Source organism: Synergistes jonesii (genome assembly GCF_000712295.1).
GTDB classification, from domain to species: Bacteria; Synergistota; Synergistia; order Synergistales; family Synergistaceae; genus Synergistes; species Synergistes jonesii.
Genome location: NZ_JMKI01000002.1, coordinates 52,587 through 69,680 on the forward strand (window position 1 = coordinate 52,587; position 17,094 = coordinate 69,680).

The 17,094-nt window shown below is 56.8% G+C and carries 12 protein-coding genes, 4 tRNA genes and 1 pseudogene; 6 read left to right on the forward strand and 11 right to left on the reverse strand.

Annotated features, from left to right (window positions below; all coding sequences use genetic code 11):
- Nucleotides 1-13: 13 nt before the first annotated feature.
- Together EH55_RS00245 and EH55_RS14050 are read left to right on the forward strand one after the other, a co-directional pair.
- Nucleotides 14-1,984 (forward strand): hydantoinase B/oxoprolinase family protein, encoded by a 1,971-nt coding sequence (locus EH55_RS00245; RefSeq protein WP_201769311.1) that lies wholly within the window; start codon nt 14-16, stop codon nt 1,982-1,984.
- Nucleotides 1,985-2,218: 234 nt separating this feature from the next.
- Nucleotides 2,219-2,420 (forward strand): annotated as a pseudogene (locus tag EH55_RS14050) (hypothetical protein); the annotation flags it as partial.
- Between the two features lie 88 nt (nt 2,421-2,508).
- On the opposite strand, the gene EH55_RS00250 reads toward EH55_RS14050, so the two are convergent.
- Nucleotides 2,509-3,747 carry a MerR family transcriptional regulator gene (locus EH55_RS00250; RefSeq protein WP_037973961.1) on the reverse strand — a complete coding sequence of 413 codons (1,239 nt, stop codon included), beginning with the start codon at nt 3,745-3,747 and terminating at the stop codon, nt 2,509-2,511.
- A gap of 148 nt (nt 3,748-3,895) precedes the next feature.
- On the opposite strand from EH55_RS00250, the gene hisD reads away from it, so the two are divergent.
- Nucleotides 3,896-5,164 carry a histidinol dehydrogenase gene (gene hisD / locus EH55_RS00255; protein ID WP_037973962.1) on the forward strand — a complete coding sequence of 423 codons (1,269 nt, stop codon included), beginning with the start codon at nt 3,896-3,898 and terminating at the stop codon, nt 5,162-5,164.
- A 126-nt stretch (nt 5,165-5,290) separates the two neighbouring features.
- On the opposite strand, the gene EH55_RS00260 is transcribed toward hisD, so the two are convergent.
- From EH55_RS00260 to EH55_RS00275, 4 genes are all read right to left on the reverse strand, one after another.
- Nucleotides 5,291-5,368, reverse strand: a tRNA-Pro gene (locus tag EH55_RS00260).
- 48 nt (nt 5,369-5,416) lie between these two features.
- A tRNA-Met gene (locus tag EH55_RS00265) sits at nt 5,417-5,493 on the reverse strand.
- A 5-nt stretch (nt 5,494-5,498) separates the two neighbouring features.
- A tRNA-Met gene (locus EH55_RS00270) sits at nt 5,499-5,575 on the reverse strand.
- Nucleotides 5,576-5,583: 8 nt separating this feature from the next.
- Nucleotides 5,584-5,670: transfer RNA gene (locus tag EH55_RS00275), tRNA-Leu, on the reverse strand.
- Between the two features lie 160 nt (nt 5,671-5,830).
- Here EH55_RS00275 and EH55_RS00280 point away from each other — a divergent pair.
- From EH55_RS00280 to EH55_RS00290, 3 genes are read left to right on the forward strand one after another with little or no spacing between them, the layout of a single operon-like run.
- Nucleotides 5,831-6,061 (forward strand): FeoA family protein, encoded by a 231-nt coding sequence (locus EH55_RS00280; protein WP_037973964.1) that lies wholly within the window; start codon nt 5,831-5,833, stop codon nt 6,059-6,061.
- A 14-nt stretch (nt 6,062-6,075) separates the two neighbouring features.
- Nucleotides 6,076-7,854 carry a ferrous iron transporter B gene (locus EH55_RS00285; RefSeq protein ID WP_081839368.1) on the forward strand — a complete coding sequence of 593 codons (1,779 nt, stop codon included), beginning with the start codon at nt 6,076-6,078 and terminating at the stop codon, nt 7,852-7,854.
- A 26-nt stretch (nt 7,855-7,880) separates the two neighbouring features.
- The gene (locus EH55_RS00290) at nt 7,881-8,753 is read left to right on the forward strand and encodes a M23 family metallopeptidase (RefSeq protein WP_037973965.1); all 873 of its coding nucleotides are present in this window, start codon (nt 7,881-7,883) and stop codon (nt 8,751-8,753) included.
- A gap of 18 nt (nt 8,754-8,771) precedes the next feature.
- Here EH55_RS00290 and EH55_RS00295 read toward each other — a convergent pair whose 3' ends face one another.
- From EH55_RS00295 to EH55_RS00320, 6 genes are all read right to left on the reverse strand, one after another.
- Nucleotides 8,772-9,485, reverse strand: a complete 714-nt coding sequence (locus EH55_RS00295) for a hypothetical protein (protein WP_037973967.1) — start codon at nt 9,483-9,485, stop codon at nt 8,772-8,774.
- 22 nt (nt 9,486-9,507) lie between these two features.
- A complete protein-coding gene (locus EH55_RS00300; RefSeq protein ID WP_051682493.1) occupies nt 9,508-11,103 on the reverse strand; it encodes an ASKHA domain-containing protein in 1,596 nt (531 codons plus the stop codon).
- A gap of 37 nt (nt 11,104-11,140) precedes the next feature.
- Entirely contained in the window at nt 11,141-13,144 is a 2,004-nt protein-coding gene (locus EH55_RS00305) for a hydantoinase/oxoprolinase N-terminal domain-containing protein (RefSeq protein ID WP_037973968.1), read from the reverse strand.
- A gap of 131 nt (nt 13,145-13,275) precedes the next feature.
- Nucleotides 13,276-14,892, reverse strand: coding sequence for a BCCT family transporter (locus tag EH55_RS00310; protein ID WP_051682494.1), 1,617 nt, complete (start codon nt 14,890-14,892; stop codon nt 13,276-13,278).
- A gap of 97 nt (nt 14,893-14,989) precedes the next feature.
- The gene (locus EH55_RS00315; protein ID WP_037973970.1) at nt 14,990-15,643 is read right to left on the reverse strand and encodes a cobalamin B12-binding domain-containing protein; all 654 of its coding nucleotides are present in this window, start codon (nt 15,641-15,643) and stop codon (nt 14,990-14,992) included.
- A gap of 12 nt (nt 15,644-15,655) precedes the next feature.
- The gene (locus EH55_RS00320; RefSeq protein ID WP_037973971.1) at nt 15,656-17,065 is read right to left on the reverse strand and encodes a trimethylamine methyltransferase family protein; all 1,410 of its coding nucleotides are present in this window, start codon (nt 17,063-17,065) and stop codon (nt 15,656-15,658) included.
- Nucleotides 17,066-17,094 lie beyond the last annotated feature (29 nt).

A 17,094-nucleotide genomic window follows, 5' to 3' on the forward strand; every position in this document is an offset into this window, starting at 1 on the left:
AGAGGAGGCGAAAATGATGCGTACTGACCCTGTATCACTTGAAATAATGCGGAATTACTATCTCTCTATTGCAAACGGCATGGCCGCCGTAATAGAACGTACATCTTACACATCATTCATTAAGGAAACGGCTGACTTTGGAGCCGCACTTATCGCGCCGACCGGAGAGTTCTTCATATATCCGCGTAATGTTGGAGTAACAATCTTTGTCGGGCTGAACCTTCTGAGAGCAGTGGAAGAATGCGGCACGCTGGAACCCGGAGATATCATCATTTTCAACGACCCCTATACATCAAACGGTTTCGCCTCGCACCTTCCCGACATCCAGGTATTCAAACCCGTATTCTATAAGGGGAAAATCGTTAACTATTCATGGGCGTTTGTCCACTGTAGCGATATCGGCGGCCTTGCTCCCGGAAGTATCTCCCCGCTCGCCAATGACATCCACCAGGAAGGGCTGAGAATGCCTCCTGTAAAGCTCTTCAAACGAGGAGAACCAAATAAAGAAGTCGAGACGCTTATTTACGCAAACTGCCGCATACCGACGCTGAACCACGGTGACGTGAATGCGATGGTTGCAGCCGTCAACACAGGAGAAAAGAGAATGCTTGAAATGATAGAGAAATACGGTATAGACGCGGTGGACGCCTCTATGCTTGACCTTCTCGATCAGGGCGAGCTCAGAGCCAGACAGGTTATATCAAAACTGCCAGACGGTGATTACAAATTCGCCGACTACCTCGATGACGACATGGCATCCGATGTTCCTATCAGACTTGCTCTTACGCTGAAAGTTAAGGGCGATGAGTTCATCATCGACTTCTCAGAATGCGACCCTCAGGTCTGCACGGCTTTCAACGTACCCTCGTGCGGCACAAAACATTCATACCTCTATCAGGGGCTGATCAACTACATCTTTAGCGAAGACCCATATATCCCCATCAATGGAGGCATTGCGAGACCTATATCCGTAATATCGCCTAAGGGATGCATCACAAATCCGGAATATCCAGCAGCTGTAGGCACTAGGCATCCTGTCAGCGCAAGACTTTACAGCGCTGTTCTCGGAGCGCTCTCACAGATCGTTCCCGACAGAGTCCCTGCGGCGGGAGCCGGTCAGGCTGCAATGATAGTTCTTTCGACGCCGGAAGATGCCCCGAGAGTCGGGAGAAAGATTACAGTTGTCCAGCCTATGAACGGAGGCAGCGGCGCCCTCGGAGACAAAGACGGCGCGGACGGACAGGATCACGTTGCCGGCTTCCTCAAGAATACACCTATCGAGATACTCGAGCAGGAAGTTGACACCATCGTTGACAGATATGAACTTATTCCTGACACGGCCGGTCCCGGAGAGCACAGAGGCGGATATGCGATTCGCCTTGACTTTGAAATAGTCAAAAACAATTCAATTGTTACGGCCCGCGGTCTTGAAAGAATGAGATTTGAACCTTGGGGACTCGCCGGCGGGAAAGCAGGATCGCTCTGTGAAGTTAAACTCAATCCTGATACAAAGGGTGAAGAAGCACTTCCGAAGATCAGCGTTCTCAACCCCGTTCGCGGAGATGTTATCAGCATCCGCACTCCTGGCGGCGGTGGTTGGGGTGATCCGTTCCTCCGTCCGACAGAGCTTGTCCTGAACGAAGTCAGAGGAGAGCTTCTCAGCCCCGAGAAAGCAAAGGAAGCCTATGGCGTAATCGTTAAGAAACAGGATGGTTTCTATGTAGTGGATGAAGAAGCTACAAAGAAATATCGTGAAGAGAACAAGACGACCGAAATAGAACAGTGGAATTTCGGCAAAGCCCGCAGGGAATATGAGTCACGCTGGACTGCCGAAGCAAGCGCCAAGCTTGCTGTGAAACTCCAGGAACTTCCCCCCTTTGAAAGGTCGCTGCGTAAACACCAGATGCACAAAGTTCTGGATAAGAGATGCGGCAGCGGTCCGGTAACGGTCGAAGCCATTGAAAAGGCTTGGGGCGAATTCTAAATCATAAAGCTTTAAAATAACAGATTTCCGCATAACGGAGCCTATGAGGAAAAGTCTGTAAATATGTAATAAGCAAGCCTCCTATGGTAGTATCAAATTAAAGTACCATAGGATGCTTTGTTCTGGTACGCAGGGAAAAAGAAGTTGGTAACGTATAATATTATGCCTAGATCCAAGGTCAAGATCGTGGGCAAGACACCCAAGGCGACCATGCGCAGGAAGACAAAAACTGCCCGTGATATCCGTTGTAGAATCCGTGTAGTGGAAACCTTCCCGGATGGGAACTCCACCCTGATACTGATTTGCGCTTAGCTGCGGCACGTAGCCGGCGCCCAGTGGGGTAACAAAAAGTACAATTAATATAAAGCACTCGGAGGTGGCTACGGGTACTCCCCTATTGCCGGCTGACTTCATTCAGTCGAGGCCCGCAAAATAATTTGCGCATAAACCTTGACAGCGCCTCCGAAAGATACTGTTTAAGCGGAATTCTCACTGTGAAGCGCACTGGAAAGCGCAGTACGGCCTCATCCTTTCATCTCCGCGAGGTAGGGCATCAGATACATCCTTTCTCCTTCCTCGTGAAAGCTGAAGCCGATATTGTCGCCGGAGCTCGTCGTAAATTCCGCGTCGCCGCGCTCCCTGACGACAAAGCCGCTTCGCGCGAGCTCTCCCTCGAAATAGGAAAGGTTGAAATTATTCGCCGAGCAGCTTGGATATTCGCTCAAAAGCCTCTTCATCGACACAGCCCCCGCGTCGAAATAAAAATACGTCCCGAGAGCTGCCGCGCCCGGCGCAAAATACTTTTTCAGATCCGCGAGCAGAAACGCTTCGCTGTAAAAGTTATGCTCGTTGACGGCGAAGAAGTCGATATTCAAATTCACGCAGCCGGGCTTAAGCGGCAGATTCACGCTGCTGTCCGCGATGTAAAGGATGTCGCGCCCGAAAGCCTGCCGTTCGATCAGCTTCTTATACATTAATAGAGTCTCGGGGTACTTGTCGACGACGATATACTTTCCGCGCGGGTCCAGATACTCCTGATGATTGTGCATAAAGAACCACGCGTTCGCGTGCGTCTCGATCGCGGTGCGCCCGCGCATATCGATTCGCGCGAGGCGCTCCGTCATCCAGTTGTATGAGCTCTGGAAGAGGGAGATCAGATGCGGCGGAAGATTTTTATACATCTCCCTCTCAGTGTCCGGCTTGTCGTAAAGGTCCCTGTTTTTGTTCGGAGTCAGCAGGACGCCGTCTTTTATATCGGCGCGATAGCCGCACGCGCATTTAAAAGAGCCGCTGAAAACGGAACGGCTGTCCATGTCGGCCCCTGAGATCCGCAGCGCACCGCCGCAGAGGGGACAGCAGAGCAGATCGAGCATAGAAAGCGGGACGCCGGAGCCCGCGTTCGGCGAAGCGGCCCTTCTGCGAAGCTCCGCTATGCGCGCATCCAGACGCGCGGCTACGCCGGACAACCTATCGCACTCTCTCAGACAGTGATTTTTCTTCTCCTCGCAGATAGAGCAGAGCTCCTTCAGGTCTTCTCCACTTGCGAAGTAAGAGACCCTGCGGAGCGAAAGTACCCTGTGTATCTCATGCAGAGAAAATTCCATTTCGCGCAGCTCGAGAATCATCTCAATGTCGCGCCGAGTCCGCTCGTCGAATACCCGCTGAGAACCTCTCCGCTGCGGCACAAGCAGCCCTAACGAGACATAATAATTCACGGTATCGACAGAGAGCCCGTATTCCTTCGCTACTTCGCCTATTTTCATTTTCGTCACCGCCTGAGCTATTCTATCAAAAAACATTGAGCGCACTCAATGTTTTTCCGGAAAAATAAATTTCCGCGCGGTTGACATCGAGAATACTCGCAGCGTTAAACTTCGCGCAAGTATATAATTATCGCAAGGGGGAATCGCAATGAAAGTAATAAAGGCGTCAAAAGAACGGCCTCTTTCAGCCGCAAAGGATCTGCGCGCCGCCGTGGGCGCGATAATCGACGACGTGCGCGAAAACGGAGACGAGGCGCTGCTGAGATATAACGAAAAATTTGATTCGTGCAGGCGGAGCGCGCTGAGAATCTCAAAGGAAGAGATCGCCGAAGCCTACGCGCAGCTTTCAAATGAAGAAATCGACGACATAAGAGAGGCGGCCGAAAACATCAGAGGCTTTGCGGCCGCGCAGAGGGCGACGCTCAAAGAGCTGCCGGCCTATTCTCCTAAGCCGGGCATAACTCTCGGGCACAGAATCATCCCGGTGCATTCCTGCTGCTGCTACGTTCCCGGAGGAAACTACCCGCTCTACTCCACCGCGCTGATGCTCGCGATCCCCGCAAAGGCGGCTGGGGTCCCACGCGTCGCGGCCTGCTCTCCGACTATGAAGGGCACCGACAAAATTTCTCCGAAGACGCTCGCCGCGATGGACATCGCCGGCGCAGACGAAATATACGCCGTCGGCGGCGCTCAGGCGATCGCCGCCTTCTGCTACGGCACCGAACAGATCAGCCCCGTCGATATGATCGTCGGCCCCGGCAACAGCTACGTGGCGGAGGCCAAGCGCCAGTGTTATGGGCAGGTCGGCATCGACTTCGCCGCTGGGCCAAGCGAGCTCCTGATCATCGCCGACGGAACGGCGGACGCCGAGATCGCGGCGGCGGACATATTGGCGCAGAGCGAGCACGACCGCGTCGCACGCGGAATAGTGATCACGACGAGCGAAAAGTTCGCGGAAGAGGTGGTCGCGGAGGTCGAAAGACAGCTCGACGAGCTGCCCACGGCGGAAATCGCGCGCTCGTCGTGGAACGATTACGGAGAGGTGTTGTTAGCCGATTCCCTTGACGAAGCGATCCGCGCGGCGAACGACGCCGCGCCGGAACACCTTGAGATACAGACCGCCGACGGCGAAAAAGTCGCCGAAAAACTTTACAACTACGGTTCCCTCTTCATCGGCGGCAACACCGCCGAGGTGTTCGGCGACTACGCGTCCGGCACGAACCACACGCTGCCGACGATGCGCGCCGCAAGGTACACGGGCGGCGTATGGGTCGGCACATTTTTAAAGACCTGCACGCATCAGAGCTTCACGGCGGAAGCGATGAGGGAGCTGGCGCCGCTTGTGACGCGCCTCGCGCGCGGAGAGGGGCTCGAGGGGCACGCAAGGGCGTCGGAAAAAAGATTCAATAAGAAGTAAACGCAAGACCGGCCAACAGCCGAATCGTCGAATATATCAAGAGCAGACAGATCGATATTCCCCCACGCTGTGAGGCGATAAAAAGAATCAAGGGCTCGGCTGCAAACGCCGAACCCTTGATATAACTGGTCGGGGCGAGAAGATTTGAACTTCCGACCTCATGGTCCCGAACCAAGCGCGCTAACCAGACTGCGCTACGCCCCGTAAAAGCTTTGATATAAAAGCCTCTTACAACTGAGAGGCTGGATCCGCTGGTGGCGCTAACTGGACTCGAACCAGTGACCTGTCGGGTATGAACCGAATGCTCTAGCCAACTGAGCTACAGCGCCATAATTGGTTGCGGGGATAGGATTTGAACCTATGACCTTCGGGTTATGAGCCCGACGAGCTTCCGTACTGCTCCACCCCGCGATGCCAGCTGGTGCCGAGAGCGGGATTTGAACCCGCACGAACTTTACGTTCGCAGGATTTTAAGTCCCGTGCGTCTACCTTTCCGCCACCCCGGCCAACGGAAAGTATTATACCATTTTTTCTTGCCCCGTCAATACGGGAGAAATCCCATAAATCTCAAAGGCGCGATGCGCCTTGACAACATATCGCAGGCGGCATTAATATTTACAAGTTCGGTTAGTTACAGGCAACAAATCGCAGGAGCTGACTTTGCAGATGAATTTGATCGAAATGAAAAACGGCGAGAGCGCGGTCATAAAAGTACTTCCGAACGGAGAAGCCGCGCAGCGCCTTGAAGCGCTCGGGCTCCACGGGGGCAAAACGATAGAAAAGTTGTCCTGCATGCCGTTCGGCGGCCCGGTCACGGTATTGCTCGACGGGCGTCAGTTCGCGATATCCCACGGGATAGCGGAACAGATCGAAATAGAGATACAGCCTGCGGGCTGACGGCCGAAGCGGGTATGGGCTGCAAAGATTGCGGAGCCTGCTCCGCCGGAGAGACACCTATAAGAGAGGACGGACGCATGCGCATCCTGCTGATGGGAAACCCCAATGTCGGCAAGAGCGTATTTTTTTCGCGCTTAACGGGCGTCCATGCGCTTTCGTCGAACTATCCTGGTACGACGGTCGGTTTCACGCAGGGCGTGATCAGACATAAAGGTCTCTGCGCCGACCTCATCGACGTGCCCGGGGCCTACACGCTCGACCCGACGAACGAGGCCGAGGAGATAGCGCGCCGCATAATAAACGAAGGCGCGGACCGCGTCATCCTCGTCATCGACGCGACGGCGCTCGAACGTAACCTCGTTATGGCGCTGCAAGTGCTGGCTTATCACATTCCGACTATCATAGCCCTCAACATGACGGACGAGGCGCGGCACAAGGGGATACTGCTTGACGTCGAAAGGCTCGAAAAGGAGCTGGGCGTGCCCATCTACAAGACCGTCGCGACGACGGGCAGCGGAATCAGCGATATCGTGGACAATATGGACAAGGCTCGCGTAAGCGGCATTACAGCGATGACGAAGGAAGAGCGCTGGCAGAAGATAGGGCACATCATCGCGGAGGTGCAGACTGTGACGCATCGCCATCACACGCTGCTCGACCGCGCGGAGGACATATCTGCGCACCCTCTCTTCGGCGGGCTCGCCGGCATCGTCATCCTGACGCTCAGCTTCACTCTGATACGCTTCCTCGGCGAAGGACTTGTCGATCATATATTCGATCCGATTTTTGAAAACCTCTGGCTTCCGCTGCTGAATAAATTGTCCGCGTTCCTCGGAGAGGGTTATCTGCGCTCGCTGCTGATAGGCCGGCTCTTCGACGGGGCGATAGACCTCGAACAGAGCATGGGAGTGCTTTCTACGGGCTTTTACGTGGAATTCGGAATGGTGCTGCCTTATATAATCGCCTTCTACGCGGCGCTCTCATTCCTCGAGGATCTGGGCTACCTGCCGCGCCTCGCTGTCGTATTCGACGCGCTGCTGCACCGCTTCGGCATCCACGGCTACGCTATAATCCCCACGCTGCTCGGCTTCGGCTGCAACGTTCCGGGTATACTCGCGACGCGCGTGCTCGAATCGAAGCGCGAGCGCTTCATCGCGGCGACGCTTATCTCGGTAGGCGTTCCCTGCGTGTCTATACAGGCCATGCTGGCGTCGACGCTCGGCCCTTTCGGCGTGAAGTACATCGCTTCGGTCTACGTCGTCCTGCTGATAGTATGGCTGATACTCGGACGGCTGATGAACCTGACTCTTTCCGGCTTCAGTCCAGAACTGATAGTCGAGATACCGCCTTACCGCATTCCTTCGCTCAAGGCCTGGATGGCGAAGCTGTGGTTCCGCATCAAGGACTTTTTCCTCGAGGCGACCCCTCTCGTGCTGGGCGGCATTTTTCTCGTAAACATACTCGACATGGCGGGGATTTTGGAGCGCATCGGCCGCGCGCTGACGCCCTTCTTCCACAAGGTCCTGGGGTTGCCGCCGTCGACGGCAGTGCCGGTCGTCATGGGGATGTTCCGCAAGGACATAGCTATGGGACTGCTGATCCCGCTGAACCTTACCGCCCACCAGATGCTCGTCGCCGTAATAGTGCTCTCTATGACTTTCCCCTGCATCGCGACCTTCGTCGTGATGTGGAAGGAGCTCGGCGCGCTGCGTATGCTCGAGGCGAGCGCGCTGATGATATGCTCCGCGGTTGCGGCCGGCGCGCTTCTCAATCTCTTACTTGCCGCGCTTTAAATTATAAAATGGAGAAAGTTTTTGCGATGAACATTTTAAAAAACACGCTGCCAGCATTAATCGCGGCAATCGTTGCGGCGGCTTCGCCGGCCCTCGCAGACGTCGTGCTCACGGCGCCCCCGGAAGCAGGGATAGGGCAGCCTTTCATCGCGGAGCTCGAGGCCGACGGCGAAGAGCTATCCGACGTCAGGCTGCACTGGCTCGGACACGACGCGATACTCTCGCCCTTATCCAAAGAAAACGGCGTGCAGAGATTTTCCGCGATCGTCGGAAGTGATCTGAAAAACGCGAAGGCGGGGAACTTCCCGCTCGCGGTGACCTTCACGGCCGGCGGCAAAAGCGGCGAGATAAGGCATTCGATAAAGCTGACGCCGAGAAAATATCCGTCGGAAAAGCTGACCGTCGATCCCACTAAGCTCTCTCCGCCAAAGGAAGCGACGGCGAGGATAGAGCGCGAAGCGAAGGAGGGGCGCGCCGCCCTGATGACGAACAGCGCGGGAGGCGCTCCGGCACTGCCCTTTGTCCGGCCGGTTCCCGGCTCCTTCAGCTCAGTCTACGGCAAGAGCCGTTACTTCAACGGCACTTTCCGTGGGCGCCACGGCGGAGCCGACCTGCGCGCGAAAGAGGGCACTCCGGTGAGGGCCGCCGCCGCGGGGCGGGTCGTACTGACGGGGGATTTCTGGTTCGCTGGCAAATGTATTTACGTCGACAACGGCGCCGGGCTCGTGACCTTTTACTGCCACCTTTCTAAGATAAACGTCAAAAAGGGAGAGATGATAAACGCCGGAGAGGTGATAGCGCTCTCCGGCAAAACGGGGCGGGTTACAGGCCCCCATCTTCACTTCTCCGTCGCGTGGCGCGGCGAATTCTTCGATCCGGCTCCACTTCTCGCCGACTGACGGCGGCGGTCCGGAAGCCTATTCGTCTGAAACGTTTTCTCTGCGCCAGAGGCACTTGTCCCTGCGCGAGCAGACGGCGCACATCTTTACGCTCGGCTCTCCGCCGTAGTGCGGCCCGATTCCCGTCAGCGATGATTCTGAGAGATGCGGGATCAAAAACGACGCGTCATTGAGCGTCAGCCCTATCATCTCACCGTGCGCGAGACGGTAGAGGTCGCGTTGTCCTTCGACGCTCCAGCCGGGCACGGAGCCCGGCTGCATCACCGGCCCTGCGCCCCAGCCCTTCGAAGCCGCTATTTCGCTCACTCGCGCGTGCGCCTTCGACGACAGCCCCGCAAGGGCGAGCACGCCAAAGACGTCGAGATAGTACATCAGCAGATAGTCGCCGGCCTTCTCGCTTTCGCGCATGGAGTCGATCAACCGCGAGCCGACCGTGCAGAGCAGAATCGCAACTTCCTCGGCCGGCGCCAGCAGCCCCGCCTTGGGGCCGACGAAGAGCTTCTCGCACCTTCCGCCTTCCCGCGATATTACTATATAGCCATCCCCATCGCTCTCTTTTTTGTAAATTTCCAGCGCACTCCGCATGTCGAGGCAGACGAGCCCCTTTTCATAGGCGCGCTTGACGGTGTTTATCATATCTTCGGAGGGCTTTCTCTTGCGCCCCTTTTTGAGGGCGTTTGAGATCATCTCTTCCCAGCCGAAGGAAACGCCGCTGATTTCTAAAATTTCCATATCCTTTCTCCCCGCAGGGACATCAGTCGAATGAGAGGTTTTTTACGAAGGTACGCTGAAAATCCCTGTGCGTCGCAAGCTCGATATGCCTTGCGTCCTTTGCCACGGCTAGGGCTTCTTTCCACAGCTCGGGACGGATTATGAACTCTATCGCGCCGAGTCCAGAGCTGTTGCCCACAGACGTTATCTTTTCACGTGCGATGCGCGGCAGTATGCCTATACGCATCGCGTTCTCGACCGTTATATAATTTCCGAAGGAGCCGGCCACGTAAAAGCGGGCGACATCGCCGACGCTTTTGCCGGCTTCTTCGAGCATCAGCTCGACGCCCGTCGCTATCGCGCTCTTTGCGAGCTGCACCTTGCGGATATCCTTCTGCGTGATATAGACCCCGCCTCTTTTGCCGCGCGACAGCAGGAAGCGTTTCTTATCCGCTTCGAGCCTCGTGGAAAAATCCGTCCCCTCTGGCAGAGATTTAGCGAACTTCCCGCTTGCGTTGATCACCTTTTCGTCGAGCAGGACGCCTACCGCGTCGACTAAGCCGGAGCCACAGACTCCGACCGCCGGCGTCCCGTCGACAGTGGAGACGGCCAGCCTGCCGTTTTCGCTTTTGACATGGTCGACGGCGCCGCCGGCCGCGCACATCCCCTGGGAAATCATTGCGCCTTCGAGCGCCGGCCCGGCGGCAGCCGAGCAGCAGAGAAGAAAATCGCGGCAGCCGAGCACCATTTCGTTGTTCGTCCCGATGTCTACCAGCAGAGAAAGCTCCTTCCTCTTCGCCATTCCCGTATAGACTATGCCGGCCGTTACGTCGCCGCCGACGAAGCCGGAGATGTTCGGCATGAGGGCCACGGGCGTGCGAGGCAGGAGCGCGAGATTCATATGCGACGCCGTGAGTATCGGGAAGGTTTTGAACATCGGCTCAAACGGCGCCCTTCCGATGCTCTTCGGCGACACGCCGGCGAAAAGGTGCTCCATAGTGGCGTTAGCCGATATTACGACCTCGCTTATCTCCTCTTCGGAGACCGACGCACTCCTCTGTAAATTAAAAATGAGCCTGTTTATCGCACCGACGACCTTGGCCTTAAGGATGGAAAGCCCCTCCTCGCTTTCCGACGCGAAGCTTATGCGCGAAATCACGTCGGCCCCGTAAGCCGACTGCGGATTGGCGGAGGAGGAGACGGCCGTCGTAGCCGCGGCGCTTTTGTTTACCAGATAGGCGACGAGGGTCGTGGTCCCAATGTCGACGGCGACGGCGTATTCGGCCCTTCCGGCGCAGCGAGCCTGAGGGTGCGCGAAGCCGGCGGGCGTTTTCGCGCCGCACGGATCGGCGTCTACCCTTTCGACGGTCATTCCGCGCTCGGCTCTCGTCACGCACGCAAGCCTTATTCCCGCCCTTATTTCTTCGTCGCTGAGAAGCAGACGCTCGCCGTCCGTGCATTCGGGGACGACCCTTGTGACCTTCACCCTGCACTTGCCGCAGGTTCCCCTGCCTCCGCACGGCTGATCAAGGGGCGCTCCGCAGCGGGCCATGAGCTCGCCCAGCGTTTCACCCTCGCGCGGCTCCGCGTCGGTGCTGGTGATTATGCGAACGTATTTCTTCTCGTTCTCCTCCAACATGCTACTCCCCCTCCCGGCCGTCAACACAAGGGACGTCTCAGCCGTTATCGGAAACGTCAAAGAAGATGTGTGTTGAAAGATGAATTTTCCGTATCCCTCCGGCTATCGTCGCCTCGGTGTCCTCACGTTTATACGTTACCGTGGGATTTTTGGCGCCGGCGTCCATAGCGCGCGATTTGATCCACGGTACTATTGTATTTATAGTATCATTTACGGCGTTATCTATAAACTCATAATCTTTTATTCCAAAAGGAAGATGGGCGCGGTAGCCGCCCTCGGCTGCAAGGGGCGTGATGAGCACCGCGTAGCGCAGGAAGAAGGTGCCGACGGCGGAGCCTACCGCTCCGGCGACCCCGGCGTTCTCCGGCAGCATCAAATCCGCCGAAAGTGCGTCGGCAGTTCCCGCAATGAACGCCCAGGCAGGCGCGCCGACTCCTATCAGCTCCCTGTCGAGCTGCAGGCGCAGCGGGCTTGAGGAGAGCGCATCATGCGAATCAAGCGCGTAATCTATCAGCGCGAGGGCTCCCTCGTTCCGACTAAAATCGAACCCCTCCGCCGACAATCTTTTGACAAAAATATTTTCCGCCGCTATAAGGCTGACCCTGCGGCAGACGGCGTCGCAGAGCGGCGCCACGCTCTTCTCTTCGCCGCCGGCAAGTATCAGCGCCCCGAGTTCGGAGGCGCGCCCATCCCATTTGCCGAGCCTGCCCATAGCGGTAAGCGCGTCCGTCGGAGTAAAGCCGGCGTAGTCTATCAGCCCGCGCTCCTCCATTTCTTCAAGCTGGATGACGCCCATGTTCGACATGCGCTCGTTCTTCATCAAGCGGTTGATCGTCGAAGGGCCTTCGCTCAGCGCTTCGACGATTCTCTCTTCGAACTTTCCACTCGGACATCCCCTTTCACCTTTGAATACGACGATCGGCTCGCGGCAGTTTCCATCCGCGATCATATCCTCAAGACAGCCGACGACGCGCGGCTCGTCGGCCGCCGCAGAGCAGAGGGACATGACGCGGCGGGGCCCGATAAGCAGCTTCCTCTCCTTAGAAAAGCGCACGCGGCTGTCGCCGCCGAGGCCGAACGTGTATATGTCGATGGATTTTATCAGAGTCTTGTGTCCGCCGACAGTCGTGCCATCAGTTCCGAGCATAGGACGCCCACGGCCGTCAAGGTAAATTATGTCGGTCGTCGTCCCGCCTATATCGAAAACGCAGGAGCCTCTCGAAAAATTCGCGGCGCCCGCAAGGTAGCACGCGCCGATCGAGCTGGCGGCCGGGCCTGAAAGAATGGTCTCGATCGGATGCACGCGAGCCCACTCCATGCTGACGAGCGAACCGTCGCTGCGCACGATCATTATAGGCACATGAATGCCGAAGAACGCACAAACACTTTCCACCGAATCGAGCAGCTCCATCACTATCGGGATGAGCCCGGCGTTCAGCGCCGCCGTCGTAGCGCGCTTCAGCGCGTCTAGCTCGCTGGCCAGCTCATGGCCGCAGGTAACGTGGATATCCGGCCTTTTTTCGTGCAGGATGTCGCGCGCGCGGAGCTCGTGAGAGGGATTGCGCACCGAGAAGAAGGAAGATACGGCCGCCGTCTCAACGTAAGGCGGCATCTTGTCGCAGCTGTCTCGGAAGGCCTCCTCGCCGAAAGCCGCCGCTTCGTTGCCTTTCGGATCGTGCCCTCCATCGATCATATAAACCAAATCCGTGCCGAATTTCTTTCCTCTATAATACTTATCGGCTATATCTCTGTCGTAGCCTATAAGGAAAAGCGCACCGGGGCGCAGCTTGTTTTCAACGATGGCGTTCGTCGCAAGCGTGGTCGCGAGGTTGAAAGCCTTGATCTGCTCCGGCTTCACCTCTTTCAGAATGATCTCCAAGCCGTTTCTTATAGTACCGGCAAGGTCCGAGTGCATCGTGCGCGTCTTTGCCGACGCAACTACCGCACCGTCCTTTTCTCCCCAGAATGCAAGGTCGGTAAAGGTGCCGCCCGCGTCTATTCCGAGTATCCCTCTTTGCAGCGAACTGTCAAATTCCTCCATCGAGACATCCCCTTTCAGCTAAAGCATCGCCGTTGTCGTTTCAGGCAGAAATCAAGACCGGCCCGGCCCACGGTTGGCCAAGGCCGATCTTTTGACGATTTTTATCTATCGGCCAAACGGCTGCAACCCACTTATTCTGCCGCTCCACCGTTCTTAGTCGGCTTCGCCTCCGGCAATAGTCCGCTGTCGATCTGCCAGCATTTCTTCGCGCAGTCGAACGCGCCCCACAGCTGCGGCACATAGAAGATGAACAGTGGCCCCGCCGCTATGACGATAAACGTCTGCAGCGTGTTCATGACGCGCGCGCCGCCGATCTTGACGAGCATGACCGACACCGCGCCCAAGAGCACGCCCCAAAGGATTCTGACCCAGCGGTAGGGGACTTCCATTCCGGTCACGCCGATCGACATGCTGTAAACGACCCCGGCGCCAGTAGTAACCAGGAAGAGCACGACAAGTACAAGCGAGAGAGGCACCATCAGCGCCGGAAGGGGCAGCCCCCGCATTATCGTCAGAAGCGCCGACGGCAGGCCGCTGTTGTTGAGCGGCCCAGAAATAGAGCCGGGATTGGCAAGCTCCATGAATATACCGCCGCCGCCGAGGATAGAGAACCAGAAGTTGGTGATAACCGGACCGAAGATGCCGACGACCAGCAGCATCTGGCGCAGCGTGCGCCCTTTGGATATTCTGACGAGCAGGATGGACATAGTCGGGCCGTAGCTGAGGAACCAAGGCCAATAAAACGCCGTCCACGAGCCGAGCCACTCGGGATCGCCCCGGTAGAGGCTTACATTGAAGAAATCCGTCAGATATCTGCCCATGCCGGTCATGAAGGAGTCGAGGATGAAGACTCCCTGCCCAAAGAGAAGCACGTAGGCGATAACGAATATCGCGATATAGAGCGTCCACTTCGCAAGGAAGTCTACGCCCTTGTAAAGCCCAGTAGAGGCGGCGACGGTGAAGACCGCCGTCGTGACGACAAGTACTAACAAACGCGAGGTAAAAGCGTCGGGCACGCCCAGCAGCACATCCAACGCATAGCTCATCTGCAGGCCGAGGAAACCTATCGGCCCTATCGTCCCCGCGGCGACCGCTATCAGCGACAGCGCGTCCATGAAGGTGCCGGGGGCGCCTAGGACGCCCTTTTCGCCGAGCAGCGGGTAAAGGAGCGTGCGCGCTTTAAGCGGCATTCCCCTGTGCTCGCAGGCGTAGACGAGAATCATCACGCCGATGGCCTGGAGCCCCCAGGCGAGGAACCCCCAGTGCAGGAAGCTCTGCGCCATTGCCGGCCCTATGGCCTCCGGCGTGCCGGGGGCTATCGCGCCGAAGGATTTCGGCACAGTAAGGAAATGATACATGGGCTCCGCCGCCGAGAAGAAAACGCCGCCGCCTGCAAGCAGTGTCGTCAGGATGATGGCGAACCAGTTGAAGGTCTTCATGTCGGTCACCGCGTCCTTGCCTCCGATTTTGACGCTTCCGTATTTCGAACAGGCGATGACGATGCAGATGAGCCAGATCGCAAGCGTGGAAAACTGTATCACCGAGCCGAAATACATGACTATGAAGCCGCGGACGGCGTATATCAGCTTGCTGGCCCATTCTTCGTTTACAATGCACAAAACTACGAAGAGGAAAAAGAACCCCGCGCTGATTATAAAGGTTGGCCACTCCATGTTTTTGGTTCCGGTTTGTTTAATATCTTCGTGCTCCATCTCATCTTCAAGCTCTCTTAAACTTTTCGCAGACATTACACTTTCACCCCTATTCTTGAATTACTCTCCGAGCTCTCTCCCCGGCTTTAAAAACGGACCGGAATGCCCTTGCCTTCCGGTCCGCAGTGTCATGCTATTTTCTACCCAGCAGCAGATCCGCTTCTACGACGGTTCCTGACGCGTCTTCAGCATAGCCGTCGGCGCCTATCTTGTTCGCCCAGTCGCGCGACACCGGCGCTCCTCCGACGATGATCTTTATCTGATCTCTGAGCCCCGCCTCTTTCGCCATTTCGATGAACTCCTGCTGAGCGGGCATCGTCGTCGAAAGCAGCGACGAGAGCCCGACGATATCCGGATGTATTTCCTTCACGAGCTCTATCATCTTCTTGTTCGGAACGTCCTTACCGGCGTCTATGATGTTGTAGCCGGAGGCGTTCATTATCATGCCGACAAGGCTTTTCCCTATGTCGTGGACATCTCCTTCGACTGTCGCCAGCAGCACTGTGCCGCGCTTCTTTATCTTTGTCTCGTCGGCCTGGAACTCGCTCTGCAGGCGTTTCATTATCTCTGTCGTGATCTCCGCCGCGAGTAGCAGCTCCGGAAGGTATACTTCTTCTTCCGCGAATAGAACTCCCAGTTCCTGAAGTCCGGCCGCGAGCCCTTCGTTCAGTATGTCCATCGGCGGGACTTCGTCGCCGAGCGCCTCGTCCACCGCCGCGTTGGTCGCCGCCCTGTCCTGGTCCATAAGGGCCGCCATTATTTTGCTCAGATGATCCTGCTTATTCATTGATTTTGCCCCCTATCTCGCTATGATCTCGTCCATCTTGCGGACTATTTCTTCCGGAATCTCAGGGCCTTTGTACGCCTGCATAAGTTTAGGGAAGAGTTTCTTCGCGCGTTTCCTCATCGTTTTCGCCAGCGGGTCTTTGTCCAGCGCAAGATACCCTCTGTCCATGATCTGAGGCAGGAAGCTCTCTATCCTGTAGTTCTCCCTCGTGTGTTCGCAGCGCACGAAGTCGCCTCCGGGGCCCACCTCTTTGAATACCGCAAGGTTGCAGGTCTCTTTCGTCACCTTTATGCCGCGGAGGACCCGCTCGATCCACCCTGTGATCTCCCAGTCGATGACGAGGGTCTCAAGGCTGATCGCATTTTCGTCGGCGAAGAGCCCCATGCCCGTGCACATGTTCGTGCCGGCGAGCGCCGGCAGAAGCCCCGTGCCCATTTTTTCCATCCCGAGTTGGACGTCTATCGACTTCGTATCGCCGAGGACCGAGCCGCCGCCGCTCGGAAGTCCGTAGTATTTCGCAAGCTGCGTCGTCCCTACGCGCAGCATGGCGAACTCCGGCCCGCCGTGCGAGCAGGTCGCGACGCGCATGTCGAGAAGCCTCGCCCAGCTGGCGTAGATGATCGGAACTTCCGGATTGACCGCTTTCGCAAGCACTATGGCGTTCAGAATCTCCGCGTTCGCACAGATAAGGGTCCCGGCCATTGTCGCGGGCCCCGTGCCTCCGGCCATCGGGCCGGACTCGATGAAGAGAGGCAAACCGACCAGCGCGCTTTCGATAATGAGGTCCGACACGTCCTGACGGAAGTGCAGCGGGCTCGTCAGCGTTACCAGCATCGTCATGAACGGCTTTGCGATAAGTTTGTCAAGGCCGCCGGCCACCGCCGCCGCCATCTCTATCGCCCTCTTGCAGTTCTCCGCGTTCTGCGCTTCCGTGATGAAGTGCTTGCTCGTGTTCATAAGCAGCGCCTTCGTCTCAATGAGGTCGACTATCGTAGACGGCACGTCCGTCGGCGTACCGGGAACAAGGATGTAATGAGGACGGTCGAGCGCGTCGGAGAGCCGGATGATGTCGATAAGGTCCTGCGTGAGGACCGCTCTGTACTGGTCCGTGTTGATATCGAGAACGTTCGTGGCGATTCCTACTGTGCCGAAATAGACATCGTCGCCGCCTATTACGATCGGCTCGGGATCTCTGCGGTTATAGAGCCTTACGCTCGACGAGCACTTGTTCAGCGTAGCTGTAATGAGATAATCAGGAACGTACACCCTGTGATTTTCCCTATCGACGTGTGCTCCGGCCTTCTCGTAATAATCCATCGCCCTCTCGTCGTGAATCTCAACGCCCACCTCCATAAGCAGAGCGCGTGACGCCTGATCTATGCGCAGAAGATCGGCGTCGCTTAAAATCTTGAATCTCTCCATTGCCATACTCCTCCTTTGTTCTTTGTCTC